18 protein-coding genes are annotated in these 18,839 nt (G+C 33.1%); 17 read left to right on the forward strand and 1 reads right to left on the reverse strand.

The annotated features are described in order from the left end of the window. The first annotated feature begins 8 nt into the window (after positions 1–8). The 15 genes from AC1DIV_RS22550 to AC1DIV_RS22620 all read left to right on the forward strand — a co-directional run bounded on the left by AC1DIV_RS22550 (position 9) and on the right by AC1DIV_RS22620 (position 15,461). Positions 9–773, forward strand: a complete 765-nt coding sequence (locus AC1DIV_RS22550; protein WP_072272786.1) for a hypothetical protein — start codon at positions 9–11, stop codon at positions 771–773. Between the two features lie 666 nt (positions 774–1,439). Continuing rightward, positions 1,440–2,852 carry a DHA2 family efflux MFS transporter permease subunit gene (locus AC1DIV_RS22555; protein WP_340875908.1) on the forward strand — a complete coding sequence of 471 codons (1,413 nt, stop codon included), beginning with the start codon at positions 1,440–1,442 and terminating at the stop codon, positions 2,850–2,852. Between the two features lie 370 nt (positions 2,853–3,222). After that, complete coding sequence (locus AC1DIV_RS22560) at positions 3,223–3,954, forward strand: helix-turn-helix domain-containing protein (RefSeq protein WP_340878495.1); 732 nt, start codon at positions 3,223–3,225, stop codon at positions 3,952–3,954. Positions 3,955–3,977: 23 nt separating this feature from the next. Then, complete coding sequence (locus tag AC1DIV_RS22565) at positions 3,978–4,487, forward strand: hypothetical protein (RefSeq protein WP_340875909.1); 510 nt, start codon at positions 3,978–3,980, stop codon at positions 4,485–4,487. 313 nt (positions 4,488–4,800) lie between these two features. Beyond that, positions 4,801–5,391 carry a hypothetical protein gene (locus tag AC1DIV_RS22570; RefSeq protein WP_340875911.1) on the forward strand — a complete coding sequence of 197 codons (591 nt, stop codon included), beginning with the start codon at positions 4,801–4,803 and terminating at the stop codon, positions 5,389–5,391. 812 nt (positions 5,392–6,203) lie between these two features. Next, a complete protein-coding gene (locus AC1DIV_RS22575; RefSeq protein ID WP_340878496.1) occupies positions 6,204–6,437 on the forward strand; it encodes a DUF6884 domain-containing protein in 234 nt (77 codons plus the stop codon). Positions 6,438–6,854: 417 nt separating this feature from the next. Continuing rightward, positions 6,855–7,370, forward strand: coding sequence for a GIY-YIG nuclease family protein (locus AC1DIV_RS22580; RefSeq protein ID WP_340875912.1), 516 nt, complete (start codon positions 6,855–6,857; stop codon positions 7,368–7,370). 802 nt (positions 7,371–8,172) lie between these two features. Further along, positions 8,173–11,571 carry a hypothetical protein gene (locus AC1DIV_RS22585; RefSeq protein WP_340875913.1) on the forward strand — a complete coding sequence of 1,133 codons (3,399 nt, stop codon included), beginning with the start codon at positions 8,173–8,175 and terminating at the stop codon, positions 11,569–11,571. Beyond that, positions 11,568–12,014: a response regulator gene (locus AC1DIV_RS22590; RefSeq protein ID WP_340875914.1), complete on the forward strand. Its 447-nt coding sequence runs from the start codon at positions 11,568–11,570 to the stop codon at positions 12,012–12,014. Before AC1DIV_RS22585 ends, AC1DIV_RS22590 begins: the two co-directional genes overlap by 4 nt. Before the next feature lie 3 nt (positions 12,015–12,017). Beyond that, positions 12,018–13,235: a phosphorylase family protein gene (locus AC1DIV_RS22595; RefSeq protein ID WP_340875915.1), complete on the forward strand. Its 1,218-nt coding sequence runs from the start codon at positions 12,018–12,020 to the stop codon at positions 13,233–13,235. A 315-nt stretch (positions 13,236–13,550) separates the two neighbouring features. Further along, positions 13,551–13,691, forward strand: a complete 141-nt coding sequence (locus tag AC1DIV_RS22600) for a hypothetical protein (protein WP_340875916.1) — start codon at positions 13,551–13,553, stop codon at positions 13,689–13,691. Between the two features lie 203 nt (positions 13,692–13,894). Continuing rightward, positions 13,895–14,152 (forward strand): hypothetical protein, encoded by a 258-nt coding sequence (locus AC1DIV_RS22605; protein ID WP_340875917.1) that lies wholly within the window; start codon positions 13,895–13,897, stop codon positions 14,150–14,152. A gap of 78 nt (positions 14,153–14,230) precedes the next feature. Then, positions 14,231–14,863 carry a hypothetical protein gene (locus AC1DIV_RS22610; protein WP_477577437.1) on the forward strand — a complete coding sequence of 211 codons (633 nt, stop codon included), beginning with the start codon at positions 14,231–14,233 and terminating at the stop codon, positions 14,861–14,863. 102 nt (positions 14,864–14,965) lie between these two features. Beyond that, positions 14,966–15,217 (forward strand): hypothetical protein, encoded by a 252-nt coding sequence (locus AC1DIV_RS22615; protein WP_340875919.1) that lies wholly within the window; start codon positions 14,966–14,968, stop codon positions 15,215–15,217. 121 nt (positions 15,218–15,338) lie between these two features. Further along, complete coding sequence (locus AC1DIV_RS22620) at positions 15,339–15,461, forward strand: hypothetical protein (RefSeq protein WP_340875920.1); 123 nt, start codon at positions 15,339–15,341, stop codon at positions 15,459–15,461. Positions 15,462–15,727: 266 nt separating this feature from the next. Here AC1DIV_RS22620 and AC1DIV_RS22625 read toward each other — a convergent pair whose 3' ends face one another. Next, positions 15,728–16,129, reverse strand: coding sequence for an IS110 family transposase (locus AC1DIV_RS22625; protein WP_477577439.1), 402 nt, complete (start codon positions 16,127–16,129; stop codon positions 15,728–15,730). A gap of 379 nt (positions 16,130–16,508) precedes the next feature. On the opposite strand from AC1DIV_RS22625, the gene AC1DIV_RS22630 reads away from it, so the two are divergent. Beyond that, positions 16,509–17,891, forward strand: a complete 1,383-nt coding sequence (locus AC1DIV_RS22630) for a TcaA NTF2-like domain-containing protein (protein ID WP_340875924.1) — start codon at positions 16,509–16,511, stop codon at positions 17,889–17,891. 12 nt (positions 17,892–17,903) lie between these two features. Beyond that, positions 17,904–18,764, forward strand: a complete 861-nt coding sequence (locus tag AC1DIV_RS22635) for a hypothetical protein (RefSeq protein ID WP_340875925.1) — start codon at positions 17,904–17,906, stop codon at positions 18,762–18,764. Positions 18,765–18,839: the final 75 nt, after the last annotated feature.

Raw genomic sequence — 18,839 nt, forward strand, 5'->3', positions numbered from 1 at the left:
TGAAGCGTATGAAAATGTCAGACGTTGGATTTAAAGGTCAAGTTTTTGGATTTATAAAGTTCACACCTTTTGTGGAAAGTTTTTTGTCTGGAGATTTATATATGAATAATTTCAAAAAGTATATTGATATAGAAAGTGCTTCAGGAGAAAAAGGTGTAGGAGACAAATTTGAAGCAGCACATGTTTTTACGGAATTAACAATGAATTTCTTTACTCAAGATACCAATGAATTAATAATGTCGGGGCGAACTAAAAAATTGAATTTCAGAAAAAATATAAATGAAAAAAGACCATTATATTGTATGTTTGCAATTATTGGCGATATGTTAAAAGTGGTTAACGAGGATGAAAAGTATTACTATACCAAATTTGATTTACCTAATGAACAAATCGATAAAATGATCAGGGAGTTCGGAGATAGCTTAATTTTTGTTACTCCATCGCAATTTATTGACAGAATTACTAGAACACTCAATGAAAAAGGCTATGCTTACAGAGGGGGCTTGGTAAAATATGATGATTATAACATCAATTCCTCAGCAAGGATGAGCTCTTATAAAAATCAAGGGACTGATATTTATTTTTGGAAAGATAGATACTTTGAAAATCAATATGAATATCGCATAGTTCTCACAGATCAAGAAGTTGATGAAGCCTTAATTGTGAACATAGGTGATATTTCAGACATTAGTACTATTTTTAATGCAAATGAGTTTTTCAGTGATAAATTTGAAATAAGATTACGAAAGAAAGGAAATCTAAGCATCCATTAAATTGGGTGCTTTTAATTTGCAGGATTAGCTGTGGAAATATCTAAAAATTGTACTACTTTTCATATCTTTAATTTTTAAACCATTTATGGGTCTTGGGTTTTAATAGAGCGTCATTCAATAGAATCCAAAATACAGCAAAACTACTCTGAATATGACGACTTTCTTCTATATAACTATAAATATGGCTGAAAAACATACTGTAGATAATGGCCATTTTGATGAACAAAATTAAAAAAGTATCATTCGCTTTTAGAACATATGGACTACGGTATCAAAACGCGGAAATATACTAAGCAAATATCGGCAACGTAATTGCAATGGTGATTATTTGTTATAGCCAGTTAAGAGTGCTTTTTATGCAATAATGGTCGATCACTTGAAGATTGTTTTGATGTCTGCTTCCGCTATTTGATCAACTCTTAAAATGGAGTGACTATTGAAAGTGCTAACGTATCTGGCCCAACAGCAACCCTTTAAAATAGTCCAATACGAACATCGATTGCAGCTTGTTCTTCAAAGGGGATCCCCTATTTTTGGTAGGGAAAGTAATTATTTAATGCCGACTTTATTGCTTTTATTTTTAACAGCAAATTACTGGAAATCTGATGTGAATTCGTGTAATCTACAAAAGTATGTTTTTTTCCAAATCGTAAAGGGGGACCATAATTGAGTTCAACAAATCGTAAACAGACAACAATTGTTGCTCTTTTGCTTGCGGGTACATTTATTGCGATCTTGAATCAAACATTAATGATTACCGCTATTCCTCCTGTGATGGAGGAGATGAATGTTACGGCAAATAGTGCACAGTGGCTAACAACCGTTTTTATGCTGGTTAATGGGATCATGATCCCTGTTAGCGCGTTTTTACTGGAGCGCTTTACCACCAGACAGCTTTTCCTTTCCGCGATGGGGATTTTTGCTATTGGTACATTGGTAGCTGGGCTAGCTCCTAATTTTGGAATGCTGCTGCTAGGAAGGATGATTCAGTCGAGCGGAGCAGGAATCATGCTCCCGTTAATGCAAACAGTCTTCCTAATGATTTTCCCTGTTCATAAACGGGGTGCAGCCATGGGACTGGTCGGTCTGGTCATTTCCTTCGCGCCGGCTATTGGTCCCGCTTTGTCGGGCTGGGTTACGGAGACCTACTCATGGAGGGTGTTATTCTTTATCATTCTTCCAATTGCTATTATTGATATCATTGTTGCGTTCTTCGCTTTAAAAAATGTAACAGAAGTTACACGGCCAAAAGTGGATGTGCTTTCGATTGTTTTATCTTCCGTAGGTTTCGGTGGATTATTGTATGGATTTACAGCTGCTGGTAATTATGGCTGGACAGACGAGAGTACCATCATATCCCTAGGCATTGGGACAATTTCACTTGTTTGGTTCATCAACAGGCAATTGCGATTGAAGCATCCAATGCTGGAGTTCCGTGTGTTCACGTATTCATTATTGCCGATTGCTATCATTATTGGAGCCATTACCTTTATGGGTCTGATAGGTGCCGAAACGCTCATCCCGCTATTTATGCAAAACATGCGAGGATTTACTGCGTTTGAAGCTGGATTAGCCATACTTCCTGGAGCACTTATTACCGGAATAATGTCACCGTTCATTGGACGTATTTTTGACCGGATTGGGGCCAGGTGGCTGGTTATTGGCGGATTACTCCTCATAACCGCTTCCTCCTTTACTTTCATGGATGTTGGTCCTTCGACAAGTTTTACATTTATTATGGTAATGTACAGTATTCGGATGTTCGGATTAGCCATGGTAATGATGCCTGTTTCAACGGCCGCCTTAAACCAGCTGCCTAAACGTTTACTTGCCCATGGTGCAGCAATGGATAATACGATGAAAATGATTGCCGCATCTGTAGGTACAGCAATACTTGTTACTGTGATGACAACAGCTACCGAAAATGCTCAGCAGCGTCCCGAGATAGTCCATCCTGATATGTATGGCGCGCAAATCTCATTTATTGTCATCGCTGCACTTTCGTTAATTAGCTTCCTCATTTCTTTTAAAATAAAGGATCAAAAATCAGCAGGAAAAGAGTTCGGGGAGAAGAATTAAATATTTGAATTTGAGTTTTTCAAACTAAATAATTAGAACTCCATTTTTTAACTTGTTATGAACATTTTCCAACGCCGCCCCTGGTGGCTTTCCCTAACATGTCCTATCATTCCTTTGTCGTGTATACCTAAGGGATTCTAAAAAAGAGGGAGAACAAGTCATCCAGATTATTTGTTCTCCCTCTTTTATCTTTTCCTTTCTTTATAAAAAGAAGTAAACATACATGAATTAGATGTAGGTGTGGAAGTATCTTTTATTAATCTGGACTTTTTTCATATTCTTCAATCTTTAAACCCTTTTCGAAACTGGATCATTTAAGAGCGCGCCATTCTTTAAACAATTTGAAAAAAAAGAAGGCGTGATTTTGGAAGTGATCGAGCACCCACGTCTCCAATATCGTGTGAAATTTGGCCAGGCGGAAGCAGTCTTGTATCATGAGGAATTGACGAATGGGAACCAACGGGATGTTCCAATAACAGGAACGGATAATCAAGAAGGATGGGAGGGGGATAAAGTGGAATGGTATACACAAAAAGAAGTAGCTGATTTATTAGGAGTATCCAAGGCAACGGTCTACCATTATGGAAAGCAGAAGAAAATCATTAAAATTCTGGACCCACATCGATTACATAAAGAGGCCCGTTATGAAAAAGCGGAAGTGGATCGACTAGTATATGAAAAGCAATCTTTCCCTACAGGTATGAGTCCTAATTATGTTGCAAAGAAATTGGGATTATCTGTTCAAAGTGTTTATAAATATATACAAGATGGTTCAATAAAAGCTGAGGCTGTCCCTTATGGTGATGAGAGGACGATTATATCAGAAACAGCATATGAGGAAGCCGCCGGATTACTGAAATCATCTGAATCCCAACGCCCAAAACGATTTGAGTATTATTATCCTAGTCACGATATTGTCTTATTTCAGAAATTTCATTCAGGCAAGGTTCCTGAAGCACGTGTTATAAGGAACAAGGACAATGAATGGGGTTTTTACTTACCCAATATTCAGAAATGGTTGCCATTTGATGAAGGGGTAAGGGAGTATCGGGCAGGGGAAAGACCCCTAACGGCGGAGATATATAATATTCAAAAACTATAGAAAATTTAATATACTATTATATTTTGGATTCAGCGTTAGGAAATTGGAGGAATGCTGGGGATTCAAGGTTAAATAAATATTACTTAGATCAAACTAGAAATTATTTAAATAAACCAACGAAAAAGGATTTAGAAGACGCAATAGCAATCTGGTGGCAAGAAAGAATTACGAATCCAAGTATTCAATTTTATGATAATTCTAAAATGTTAATTACAATCTTTTATAATTTAGATAAAAGTAATAGTGGATTAAAAATAGGTAGAAACTATGATTTTGAACATTTAATTGCTAGAAATAAAATAAAGGATATATATATATATAAATATTTAAATTTACCTATGGGAACTATAGGTAACTTAATGTTTTTAGATAGTAGTCTTAATAGATCTAAAAAAGAATTGAACCTATATAATCAAATTAGTTCGGGAGAGAGTATCAATCCAGATTTTGCTTTCTATCCAGAGGAGAATTTAATAAACGATTCGAAAAATTTAATTCTTACAAAACATGAAAGCGTACAAAACGAAGTGTAAAATTGTATTTCACCTAGGAGAAAATATTATAAATAAATTATTATTGGATCTAAATAAATAACCGTGTTTTTATATTAAAACATTCATAATTCTATTATGTATGATTTAAATCATTTTTGGAGGAAGCATATGGTGTGGAATTTGCAAGCAAAAATAGTATCTTATCATCGCCAAAGTTTTTTGTGTGTAAGTCTATTTCAGACTTTGGTGATATCGATAAAAATGATGACTTACATGAATATGCTTGCTTCACCAATTCATCATTTATAGATCTAATTTTAAGAGATTATCTAGAATAGGAGAAATGAAATTCATGATAGATATTTTTTTATCTTTAGAACCAAAAGATAGATTTACAGCATTAGGAGTCATATCTACAGCAATATTCTCATTTTTAACGTTACTTAATACCTTTAGGATAAGTGAGAAAAATGCATTTTTGATTTCTGTAACTAAAGAAAGAATAGATTCTTTAACAGTTCTAAAAGAGAATACTGCTCAATACTTTTCGGAAATAAAGAAGTTGAAGTTTTTATTAGAAGAAAATATGGCTATAAATGAAAATGTAGAAAAACTTGAATATTTAAAGTGGAGAATACGTTTTCAGTTAAATAAAGAAAATATATATGAGAAAAAATTAATTAAACAGTTAGACGATTTGGAAAAAGTTTTGAATATTTTCATAGATTTCAAAAAAAATAAAGACTTGATTAAATGTACTGAAAAACTTGATAAGATATTCATAATAAATATTAAAAACAATCAGTATAAATCTAAAAATATTGAAAATTTAATTTTTTGGAAAATAAATCTAATTGAAGAACATTTACAAGAAGCATTATCAAATCATATAAAAATTGAATGGAATAAAGTGAAAAAAGAAACAAAAAGATTTAAAATATAAAATCTTTATACTAAATTAAAAAGAAGAAGATTTTCTAGTCTTCTCCTTTTGTATGTGTGTAGAAATAAAAGTATACCATCTAAGTTAGCCTTCTCCTGCTCAGGGTTTGTATACAGGGGAAGATCAATTAGAACTTCCTGTTGATGAAGTCATTGAAAAAGAGCGTAACCCATTACGAACCATCATTGCCTAAACTGAATCAGAGGCCAAAATGAAAATCCGACGCGGCCRGCAAAAATTTAGAAAGAGCTTAATGCTACTCTGGTATAATGAATGCCCGCTATGTGGCATTGGAATGGAAGTCCTTCTAAGAGCTAGTCACGCTAAACTATGGAAGGACAGCTCAGATCAGAAAGCGACTAGATCCATACCACGGAATACTATTATGCTTCAACCATGATGCGCTGTATGACAAAGGCTTGATTTCGTTTGACGGTCAAGGTAGACTGCATATCTCTAAGCAGATTCCTAAAGAAGAGTATGTTCTGTACGGTTTGGCTAAAAACGTAAAAATACCCGTTCATCCTGAAAATAAGCTTTATTTTAAGTGACATAAGAAGAATGTATTTGTGGAGAATAATAGAGTTTAATATCTTATTTTGCCAATACCCATTAAGCAAACACGTTTTATCATGTGGAATGAAAAGCTGTTCTGTTATCTTTATAGAGTAGTTAGGAGATGTCATGAAAAGAATCGCATTGGTAAGTTGTACAAAGAAGAAGCAAAATCATCCATGTAAGGCGGCAGAGCATCAACTTTATTTAAGAAAATAACCACATATATTAAGCACTCTCAATTTGATGACTGGTATATACTATCGGCAAAATATGGTTTGATAAATAAAAGCAAAGTAATTTCCCCTTATGATGTAACGTTACTAAAGATCAGGGCTGTAGAAAGAAGAAAGTGGGCATACAACGTTGCTAAAGAACTATTAAGGGACTTTTCAAGTCAAACAGAAATATACTTCTTTGCGGGTGAAAAATATAGACAATACCTGCTACCCAACTCGAAAAAGCAGGTATCAAATTTCATGTCCCATTAAGTGGGATGGAAATCGGTGATCAACTTCAATAATTAAGCAGTAAGATAAAATGTTAGAAAGGCGCAGCATTACTATGAGGCAGTCTTATTTAAGAGAAACTTGGGGAGGATTGACCTGGACTCCTTGGTATTCTTTTAATCAAGTCATGGAAACAAAACGCTTACTCCCAAATTCCCCCGGTATGTATCGTATTAAGCCAGTGGGGCTAAACCATCTCATGTACATTGGTCAAACGGGCCGGAACTTACATGAGCGAGTTACAGGGCTTATTAGAAATACCCTTAAAGATCAGATGCCTTTTAACGAACCACATACCGCTGCTCCTTCATTGTGGGCTTGGAAGGATGCTGAAGGATGGGAGTTTGAATGCTCAGTTTCTCAAGTGGATTTGACAAAAGAGAACCGTGAAGGGCTAGAATGTTTTCTTTTATGGATATATCGAATAGAAATAGAGGATCGACGTTTTGTAATCATGGTCATTTTCATCAGGACTATGAAAAGTCAAAAAATCGTAAAAGTGATTTTCGTGGAGGTAAATTACAAGTTTTAGATCAACGTAACCATACATGGGGAGAAAGTGGCAATCCATTGCATTTTCAAGGTACGCCGTTATCATCAGACTTTATGGGGCTTCCATGGTCAGATTTTATAGAAATGGAGCAATTTTCTGATGTTCCATATGAAAAAGGTGTGTATCGTATAAAGGGTCTTGAAACTAATACCCTCTTATATATTGGCAAGTCAAAACAATTGAAAAATCGATTAAGGGCGCATATAAGAAAGGATTGGGATCAAGGAGTAAAGTGCTCCTATTGTGTTATTAAAAGTGCAAAAGTCAACCACTTGAAGGAATTTGAAAACGACTTAATCGGAGCATATTTCTCTTTAGATAATAGTGTACCAATGTTCCAATTTAAAAACCTAAAAGAATAAGTCCAAACACAGGGTTTTGATTATGTACCAGAAGATTTAAGATCTCGTTCATTTATAGAGGTAACAAAAAAGTTATCTGATATCCACTATGGTTTTGATAATTTCCATAAGAAACCAGCAGCCGCGAAGCTTCTTTTACAACTTGGTACTACAATTCCTGGGCGGCTTTGGGTACATGTTTGTCTGGATAATAGCTTGTAAATTAGGAAACAGGTATGGAGTTTCCAATGATGCACAACAATATTCAAATAAAATGCTTAATAAATTATCTACTGTAAAATGGGAATGGTATTTCAATACTGTTTTTCAAGGTGATGAAATAGTATTATATATATTAAATGAAAAAAGCTCGTAAATTTTTAGTGAATGGATTGAACTGGTTAACAAATACGACCTACATGATTTAAATTTTAAAAATAACCAAGAAAAAAGACTGGTAGAAGCAACTAAGGCAGGGAATACTACAAAGATTTTTGAGATAGCAAAAAATCTTTATCAGAAATTAAGAGGAAAGCAATTACAACTAAAAACTTTTAAAGAGATAAAAATTCAAGAAGGGGATTTTCTGTTAGTCAAGGGGAATTTAACTGCATTTACAATTCTAAAATTTATTTATAATGATTTATAAATAACAAAAATAATACTATTGATTTAATGAAGGAGAACCGTTAGAAGACTAGTTTTAAGAAGATAGCTTATAAAAGGGCTTGTCAATTAAATATTCTTTTCAGACAAGCCTTTTATAATAATCTTATTTAATAATGGGGATTAAATTACATCATAAATTATTTGGAGGTGTTTTATGAATTATAAATTATATAAAAGGATGTTAGCTAAATATAAAAATCCATATAAATTGATTACAAAATTAAAGCTTGATACATCTAATAATGATCTAACTAATCTTTATTCTTCTTTAAAAAAGATACCTAATATCACAAGCTTTTTGGAAGGGAATACTTTTCCTAAGAGTTATGAATGTTTAGGTGGAAAAAAAACTCAACACTATATTGATGTAGAAAATGAAATTATATGGATATCAGCAATAATCAGCTACCATTCAGATAAAATTAAGCTTTTTGTTGATTTGAGGAATGGTTATAATTTTTTTGTTTTTGAGAATAATTGGGAAGAAGCAAATGAAATACTTGATGAAATTGAAACAGAGTTAGGATTATCCCTTTGGTTAATTGAAAGTAGAATGAAATTATATCAAAGACAATATGGGGTATCTAAGCATAAAGAGTTTTTCCAAGAAATTATTAAAAACGATAATGTTTCAGAGATAATAAAAATAATTTTACACTTTAAAAGTATGAGTATTGAAGAAGTGATTTCAACGGAAAAATACGAATCTGAATTAAAAGGATATATAGACAGTCTTTTTAAAGATTTTCCTGACGCTGTAGGAAGAAGCTATTTTTTAAATAAATTAAGTTTAAAGGATGAAAAATTTGAAAATGAACACTTTAAGTTAGCTTTTGATCATTCCCTTCCATTAATAGATAGATATTTAGAGTTTACAAAGTCTCTGGTTTCTTTAACAGAAAAAGGTTTAATAAATCGTGAAGTACTAGAGATTGTACTCAATAATCTTAAAAATATTCAGGATAAAAGCCTTTTTAATAACTTTAAAATCAGGTCAAATTATACACCTGCAGATGAAGATATACTTGTGCTAAACATTTTAGATTGTTACTCTTCTGGAGACTATAAAACCGTAAAATCTTTGTGTGAAAGTTTCTTAAAAAGCTCTCCAGATTATGTTGAGCTTTATGAGTTATATGTAAAATCATGTATCTATTTAGATGAGAATATTAAGTTTGATGATGAAAAACTTTTAGGAAGGATACTAAATTTCTTACATAAATTTTATTTAGATAGAACGGATACTTTATTAAAAATCCAGCCACTTTTAAAAATTTGTTATGAGTTTTCTTCAGAGGCTTGGGCATGGAAGCTATTCTCTATTACTATGCACTCAATTGAACCTACAAATAATATTTTGAGATATCAATTTTGCAGAATGGGTTTTAAAACTTCTTTATTACCAAAATCAAGCGTATTCACAGAGATTTATGGTAATAAAAACGGTATACAAATACTGAATAAATATAAGGAATATGTTAAGGACTCACCTACTTTAAAATCACACTTTTTATTCTTAAATAATGATTTCAAAGAGTTACCTACATTAAAGCTACCAAAAGATAGGGAACTAAAATTTTTAGGTGCAATTTACTTCAGTAATCAAAATTATATTGAAGCCATTAAAACTTATGAAGATTTACTCAAAATTACAACAGATACAAATAAATTTGAAATTTATTCAATATTAGCTCAATGTTATATTAAGACTTTTGAATTAAATACTACTACAAAAATTGTGGTTGAACATTATTTAAAAAACATTTCTTTACTTTCTAATGAAGACTTCAAGAATCTAATAGAACTATTAGACGCACAAACATATGACAAAACTATAATCGATATTCCTATTTTGTATTATTTTTATTCAAAAAAACTATCTAATGACAGAGACTACTTACTAACAGATATTTACGAAGATTTTTTATATGCTTATGATTTAAATAAACCTTCTGACTTAAATAAGTTAGATGAGGTGTTTGAAAAATCTAAGTTAAAATTCTTTTTAAAAAATATTTGTTCAATTGATATTATGTCTAAATCAATTGAATTTGAAAATCACTCAGAAGTTGAGGGAGAAAGGATAAAAATTTGTAATATACTGAAAGACTTAGATCCTAAGAATGAATCATTATATGATATTGAAATACAAGAAATAACACAGAAAATGACACTTAAAAAGCTAACTAGAGTTATTGAAAGTAATAAAATATACGTAGATGAAAAAGGCATAAAAACTACCTTAATTAAAAGTTTAAAAGAAGACTTCTCAAGATTCCAAACTCTTGATTACTTTAATAATCATGAGGTTACAAACAATTATTTTTCTTTATCTGATTTTCAAAATGCAAAATTTGTTCCATTCTATGTTAATGAAAGATGGGGTTTATTTGTTTCGTTAGTTAAAAGTATAAGAGACGAATTTGTTTATAGTAAGCATTATGGATTAAATGGATACTTAAGTGTTGGAATTAGACATGGCTCATTAATTGGGCAATTGAGAAGAGAATTAGAAAGAGAGAAGATAATTACTCAAATAGATTCTAAAACAGGTTTATATGTTAAAAATGAGTATTGGTTAGAAAAAATTAAATGTGATGAGGCAAATAAACAATTTATCCAAGAAAATTTAAATGTTTTTTCTGAGAGTTATGATAATCAAATTGCTAAATTAAAAGACGTATATATTCAAATCCAAACTGAGAAAAATTTAAATGGTTTATTTGATTACACTTTATACCAAGCTGTTATAAGATCATTGTATTACGAAGTATCATTTCAGAAGAATCTTACTTTAGCAGAATTTATAGAATATATTATAAGTCATCTTTGGGATATAACAGAAAATAATCTAATACAAATTAGATCTTATTTGGATCGTGATTTTAGAGCTAGTATTAATTCATACTACGATGAATTATTTTATAATTTAGATCAAGCACCCGAATATATTAATTTATTGGAATTAACGAATAAAATTAAGCAAGTAAAAACTCGAACTAATCGAGATATTGATAGTGTTATTGCTTGGTTTACTAGGAATAAAGATTTAGAAATTGAAAATTTTAATTTGAGTTTGCCTATCGAAATTGCTTTTAAAGCTGCTAAAAATATGAATATTAATATTATGAGTATAATAAATAGTACAATTAATGAAGAAATAACATTTAAGGGTAATTATTTAAATTCATTTGTTCATTTGTTTACTATTCTATTCGATAATGCTATGAAACGTAGTGGATTTAATAATTTAGAAATTGTAGTAGAAGGAATATTAAATGGACCATTTTTAAATATTAAAGTATTTAATAAAGTTAACTTTGAAGCAGTGCCCTTAGAAATAAGAATTAAAAATATTGAAGCCTCTAAAAGAAAAATTTCTTCCGAAAGTAATACAAAAGATTTTATAAGTACAGAAGGTGGCTCTGGTTTGCCTAAACTATATAAATTAATCCAAATTGATTTAAGAACTAGAGGTAAACTGGAATTTAACATCTATGAGGATTCTTTCCAAGTAGATCTTTGTATCTTATTAGAGGGGTTATTAGTATGAGAATATTAGTAATAGAAGATGACCAACAAAAGTCTGAACAACTTATAGGCTTTTTAGAAGAACATTTAAATAATACTATTATTGAATTAGAGAGCTCGTATACGAATGGTTTAAGAGCATTAGCAATAAAAGACTATAATTTATTACTTTTAGATATGAGTTTGCCCACTTTTAAAATAACTGTTGAACAATCTGGCGGTAAACCAATGTCCTTCGCAGGAGAAGAGATTCTAAGACAGTTATCTCGTAGAAATATAAAGGTTCCAACAATTGTTATTACTCAATATGATCGATTTGAACGTGATCTGTCTTTAAAAGAATTAAGAAAATCGATAGCAGACAAAAGTTACTCTAACTATATAGATACTATTTATTACAACACTACAAATGACTCTTGGAAGATAGAACTTATGAATTTATTAAAAGAACATATAGGAATATAAGTATTGATAAAAATATTAATCATTGATGATAATCCTCGAAAAGTTTCACAAATAAGAGAGTGTTTAGTTCAAGCAAGTGTTGTAATAGAAAATATAGAGACAGTATCAGATATTGTTGAAGGGAAAAAAAAGTTAAGAAATAAATTATATGATATTTTAATTTTAGACGTCCAACTCCCTGAAAGAACCGGAGATAAACCCTTAACTGATGGTGGGTTAGAAATATTAAGACTAATTCATGATACAAATAGATATAAAAGGCCTAATTATATTATTGGTCTTTCTGAATTTGATAATTACAGAAATAACTTTGAAGATAAATTACATTTATTAATTAAGTTTGATGAAAAAACCGATGACTGGCAAATAAGACTTACTAATCAAGTATCCGAAGTAAATTCATCTAAATTTAACATCGCTATCCCAGATTATTATTTTGATGTTGGATTTGTTTGCGCATTAGAAGATATAGAATTAGAAAATATACTGAAATTGGATGCTAATTGGGAAAGGGTAAATATACCATCAGATAATTTAATTTATTACACTGGAAGTCTTTTAAATAATGAAGGTTATTTAGTAAAATTAGTTGCAGTTAGTTGTGAGCAAATGGGAATGAGTGCTGCTGCAGTAGCAACAACTAAATTAATTCATCATTTTAGACCGAAATATATATTTATGACAGGTGTTGCTGGTGCAATCGAAGGGAATTTGAAATTTGGCGATATAATAATAGCAGATCCATGTTGGGATTACGGTGATGGCAAATTTATTGACGAAGATGGAGGTACTAGGTTTGAAGATAGTCCATACCAATTAAGAGCGCCTATAAACCTTTTGAGTTATATAAATAGGCTGAGAACCACGAGTCATGTTCTTGACGAAATACGTTCAAATTATAAATCGAAATTATTCATTCATAGCCTTTCAGTGTACATCGCTCCCTTTGTATCTGGTTCAGCTGTAATCGCAACTAGTGAAAAAAAGAGAGAAATACAATCTCAACATCGTAAGATTACCGCAGTGGATATGGAAGCTTTTGGTTTTATGTTTGCTGCTCTACACGCTTTAGCTCCCCGTCCTTCACCCTTGGTAGTTAAGTCTATCAGTGATATGGCTGATAACACAAAAGACGATTATGCTAAAGACTATGCGGGGTATACTAGTGCGCAATTTGTTAGTAAATTAATCAATGAATTTTTAGAATTCGATGAAGGGTGATAGAATGAAAGACACGGATAATAGCAATTGGAGCACTTTTAGTCTCTGTGATATTTAACTTTTAACTCTAGTAAATGCACAAAAGACTAGTAAATATACGTCATATACTAGTTCAATAACACAGGAAAGAATTAAATCCTTAGAAGAGTTGAAAATTAACTCGGCAAAACTAGTATCTTATTTAAATCAATATCTAATTTTAAATATTAGAGATAAACAAAATATTATAGATATTGAATATTACTTATCAATTGAATCAACAAAAAAGATGAGGAAAATAAAGTTTGTTTAACTTTAAAAAAGTGCCAAATTGACATGAGGAATCGAAAAAATGAATTGTGGGCAGCCATCGAAAAAGAATTAACCTTAAGTTCAGATGGTGCTTATTCAATTGATATGGATACAGGGTCATTACTGTTCAAGAAGAAGCAACAAATGGTATGCCAAAAGAATTAATGGATCTAATACAATCCGTAAAAGAACGAGCGGTAGAGAGATTTGACGATATGCCTCCTGAATTTGCTGAATTACTTAAAAGGAAGCCAAACAGTGGTAGTGGAGTACATTAATAAACCTTAAAGAAAAGGACCTTGATTAAAGTCAGGGTCCTTTGTAGCTTACACTAAAACCGTCCTACTTAAAGGAGTATGTAAATTCCAGTGTCTGAATCTGGCCGTTTAAAAACAGTTAAAGAAAGGCGCAAGCGGGTCCATGCTGGTGTGGAAAGCGATTTTCATGGTGCCAGACTACATATGGATCTTGCGCACTTTTCTAAAGTTTATTATAACCCTTACCTCGTTAAACAATTCACGCTGATTGACCAAAAGACACCCATCTCCGAAGCCGGATTAGTGTATTTGATTAATAAAGTATGCTACGTTGAAGGAAACGGAGATAGGCAGGGGTCTTTATTTTAAATCCTGGGTTAATTTCCGACTAAGATAAAAGGAATTCTATTGTATGAATAGAATCAAAACTAAAAAGGGGGAAATACTGTGACCGTATTGCTTGGTGTAATTGTGAAACCGAATCCTGAAACGGGGATTAATCCCTATCTTCTTATGGGTTCTGATTCCTTAAGAATAAATGTAAATGTAAATGATAATCTTTCCAATCAGATAAGAATCGAAAATGAAAGGAAAGTCTTTAGAATTAACGATAAGCTAGTTAGTATGTCAGGAAGGGTCGATTCAAAATTTCATGATGGTTTCATAGAATTTATTCGTGAAAATGATTGTGAAATAACTCATTTAGCAGAATTAACTTTAAATCATATTAAGCAACACATGTCTGAAAATGAAGTTAATGAAGGTGCAAAGTTTGTAGTACTTATAGGGAGTTGTACAGATGCTAACCCAAGGCTTTTTTCTATATGGGTTGATAAAAACAACCTTGGGCAAGCTGGAGTTATGCCTATGGACGTTAGTGGTTATGGTATTGGTCAATACCCAGCAGGTAGCATTTCATTTCAAGGGGATATCGATTTATTACACACGTTTAAAGAGAGGGTCGGAGATAATTACGACTTAACTAATGTGGAGCAGGCCGCAAGGGAGTATTTATTGAGTGCCGCTTCGAGATACCCAAAGACCTGTAATAAGAACATTAATATTGAAATAGTTAGTTAATACCTTTCAGAACCTTTGACTAACCGTATTTTAGTTCTATATAAAACGAGAGAAGCCCACAATGAGTAGTCTTTTTTAATTTGTTAAAGGAGAGACAAACCCATGCAAAATAAAAAAGCATATCGCGATTCATTAAAAGAGCAGATTCGAAAACTGGATCAACAAAGAAGTGCAGGGGAAGAGATTGACTATAATCACCGAAATTCTATGGTTAGGAAGGTTCGTGCTCTTCAGCCTGATATTCCGTATGATTTTGATATCGGACAAGAAGTTTATGTCAAAGGATTCAAACGCAGATTCAAAGGAATTGTTTCTAAATACGATGAAGATCCCTGTTCGAAACAGGTCTTATAAAACCTATCGATACGGTTTATAAGGAGGTTTTTTGGTACCCTGAAGATCTGTTGGATAGTATTGAAACTGATTTAGAAATCTTAAACTACGATCAATATACTTTTAATTGGGAGGCATTAGGATGTTTGTAAAGACACCAGTAAAGGAAACATGGCATGAGGAAGCAGCAGTGTCATTACGACTAGCGGGTACGTTGACACATCCTTTATATATTATGGGGAGGGATCACAGAAACTCTTTTTGATATTAAGCGGGGCCCCTAAATACTTTGAAGGCTTATATATTGTATGCTATTATGGCTACAGCTGAAAGAGTTGTACATCGTGAAAAAAAACATGGAGTATAGATTATTTAAACGTTGAGCCCTATCGTCAGGAAATTAATATAGAGTACTTACCTCGGTTGAATTGCGACACGGGGGAGGAATTACTGGTGATTATGCAGCGAAAGAAGTTTATCCAGCTTATCCAAACGGATTTACTCGATGAAGCATTGTCTGGAACGTTTACTTTATAAAGTTATTTGGGGGTCCTCTTGTAAGGGCTTTTTTGTTGTGAATAGAAAAAAGACATAAATTCTGCCGTAAGAAAAATGAACGAAGATACCGGCATCTTTTACATTAGTTTTACGCCCTGGGACATTTTTTACATGCMTGGAATTGGTAAGAACAAGGTGAAAAGATCCTTCGAGTATATTCCATATTGGTTTCCAGTAGAATCCGGTGCTTTCCATCACAACATCGGATACCTGAAGGGTAGCCAGCCAATCACTTAATGCCAAGAGTCCCGTTGTTGTTGAAAAAGTTTCAATAGAGGTTTTTGGCTTTTTATCTAATGGACCAAATAATACACAATCTACTACTGTTTCTTGGTGTACATCTATGCCAGCACACTGTTCAATTATTGCTCCCATAAGAGAATCACCTCAAAAAAAGATTAACAATATATATGACAGAGATTTGTTAATTTTTGTATACGTACTAGCAGTACACTAAATGGTTCTTCGATACTGTCACAACCAGTTTCTTATACAGGGTATCTTACAATTAATTATGTTAAGAGCATGTTTTGATCAATATTTCTCAAAATTATGCTCTTTCTATCTGTTCATTAATCAAAGTGCTTAATAATAATTTTCTCAAACTTTATTCAAAAGCAATATTAGATTTTATTCTACATTATAGGGGGAAATGATGTATCAAATTGGGGAAATTTTACGGAGATGAAAAATTTTTCTTTTCAGAGCGTGAATTTATGATACAATACTACTAGTTTTGAAGTTGGAGGGAGACATGGGGAGATTAAAGCGTTGTGAAAATGAGCAGTGCCTTGCGTCAAATGATTTTAATGCGAAGTTTTGTTTGAAATGTGGGCATGCATTTTCCAGTGAAGAACCAGTAATGGCTGCTGGTGAGCATGCATTGAGCCGACCAGTCATTTGGAGAAAGCCTTGGTTTATTAGCGTCATCAGTGTGGTTATTTTAGTCGTGGTGTTGTATGTCACCGGCTTGTTCCTCTATAACAAAAATATGGTGATAACGGCTGCAACAAAAGCCGCGGAAACAGACAATGTTGATTTGTTGTTTGAGCAAATTACAGTACCAGCGAATGTAAAATACTCTGAAGGTTCGTACAAAGATTATTTGAAAGAGAATAATTTACACACTATTGCTGATACGATTGAATCAGTGGTAACGAGGCTTGCAGAAGACAAGGAGAGTGCACCGTATGTACTTGATGCAAACGGCAATCGTTTACTAGAAGTTATAAAACAGAAAAAATTCGGCATTTATTCAACGTATACTTTGCAAGCGGTTGGCTATGAGCTAAATGCACAAGCCAATATGGAAGATGTCACGTTTGAAATGCTCGATGAAACAACCACGACCGATGAGAGTGGACATACATCGCTTGGTATGCTTTTACCAGGTACATATACGTTAGATGCAAAGGCGACATCGTCTACTGGTGACTTAACGCATAAGCTACAAATTGTTCACCCGACCGGTTTTGAGGAAAGTACGGCAGAGGTGTATTTTGAAACGTATGCTATTTATTTAGATACGCCGTATCCAGAGGCGGAGCTCATCATTGATGGTGAGACCACTGGTCAAACTATCGCACAGTACGGTGATGTCATTGCAAGTGTCCCAGAAGGTCAAACGGTAAGCGTTTCAGCTGTATTAGAAGTTGACGATGACACGTATAAATCTGAAAAATTTGAAGTATCTTCTGAGGAAACGGTGTATTTTGAGTTTCCAGAATATGAAGTCATTCAAACAGCTAAAACTTTTGGTAAAGAAGAAGCACAAACCTTTTTAGAGAGTTACCGCGCTGCTTATGAGCAAGCGATTATCGCAGCAGACTTCTCTTATGTGAGCGATTATTTCCAATCGGGTACGGAGACGTATAAAGAATATGAGAAATTCGTTAATGCTCATCGTGAATTTGAATCGTACAATTATACGTTTATGGAAAATAAATTTAAAAGTTTTGAACAAGCGAAAGATTTAACGGTAACGGTTGAAACGTTTGAATCGTTAATCTTTACCTCGGATGGAGAAGCATATTTGTATGAGCGTGATAAGCGCTATACGCTGGTATTTGATGAGAAGAGCAATGGTTACCTCATTGGTAATATTGAAATTTTAAATACCGAGAAAACGAAGCAATAGGAGGAAATATTTGTGAAAACGGCACGTGGCATTATTTTAGCAGAAGATGAAGTCGTCATCCGCGAGTATGAAGCATCATATATTGATGTGCCTAAATCAGAAGGGTATATCATCACGACGAATCGTCGATTAATTTTTACCGGTAGCACATCCTCCGCGATGGGCTCAAGCATTATCGTTCGCGATACGAAAATCGATAACATTACCGGTGTGGTCGGTGGGTTAACACGTAAAAAAAGTATTATCCAAATTATTATCGGCGTAATTATTGCTCTCATTGGCTTAGTCGGCATCTTTAATGATTTTAATATTATTATGCTGCTCGTTTTACTTCTTGGTAGCTACATTGCCTATAGAGGTATTAGTGCTGGTGGGGTACAAATGTATTTATCTATCTTTAGTAGCCAAGCGGCTCCAGCGATTAGCGTTGCTGTTGAAGCAAGCCGCGGTTTATTCTCACGCATTAGCAAACATGATGCGGTAATGACGGTTGCCGCTTCTGGCCCAGGGAAACATACTGAACAAATGATTCGTGAAATTGGGGCACTTGTGCAAGATATTCAAATTATGGGTGAATTAGCAGTCAGCAAATGGATTGACAAGCCAATGTCTATTGAAAACTTTCGGCAATATAGTAAAAAAGAGCAATTAACATCTACGATAGAAACTATTAAGCAAACAGCGACAATGGTAAAAGAAACAGCAGTAACGGCGACGGATTCGGTTGTGGAAGTGTCGAAAAAGACAAAAGCTACAAAAGAAAGCCCAAAGTCAACAAAGCAATGTGAGTGTGGCACGACACTACTAGCAGAAGCAGAGTTTTGTACAGAATGCGGTAAAAAGCAACAAGCGCAAGAAAACATTTTCGGATAATCAAAGCGTTGTTCTTCCTAGGAAGGACAACTTTTTTTGAAAGGAGCAGCAATGAGTTATTTAAAAAATCAAGTC

The organism is Peribacillus sp. 05N428 (assembly GCF_056397085.1).

Excerpts from the sequence above, each read along its gene's own strand:
- AC1DIV_RS22600 (WP_340875916.1), top strand. The coding sequence starts at position 13,551 with ATGAGGAATCGAAAAAATGAATTGTGGGCAGCCATCGAAAAAGAATTA.
- AC1DIV_RS22630 (WP_340875924.1), top strand. The coding sequence starts at position 16,509 with ATGGGGAGATTAAAGCGTTGTGAAAATGAGCAGTGCCTTGCGTCAAAT.
- AC1DIV_RS22620 (WP_340875920.1), top strand. The coding sequence starts at position 15,339 with ATGTTTGTAAAGACACCAGTAAAGGAAACATGGCATGAGGAAGCAGCA.
- AC1DIV_RS22570 (WP_340875911.1), top strand. The coding sequence starts at position 4,801 with ATGATAGATATTTTTTTATCTTTAGAACCAAAAGATAGATTTACAGCA.
- AC1DIV_RS22590 (WP_340875914.1), top strand. The coding sequence starts at position 11,568 with ATGAGAATATTAGTAATAGAAGATGACCAACAAAAGTCTGAACAACTT.
- AC1DIV_RS22585 (WP_340875913.1), top strand. The coding sequence starts at position 8,173 with ATGAATTATAAATTATATAAAAGGATGTTAGCTAAATATAAAAATCCA.
- AC1DIV_RS22550 (WP_072272786.1), top strand. The coding sequence starts at position 9 with ATGAAAATGTCAGACGTTGGATTTAAAGGTCAAGTTTTTGGATTTATA.
- AC1DIV_RS22580 (WP_340875912.1), top strand. The coding sequence starts at position 6,855 with ATGTTTTCTTTTATGGATATATCGAATAGAAATAGAGGATCGACGTTT.
- AC1DIV_RS22615 (WP_340875919.1), top strand. The coding sequence starts at position 14,966 with ATGCAAAATAAAAAAGCATATCGCGATTCATTAAAAGAGCAGATTCGA.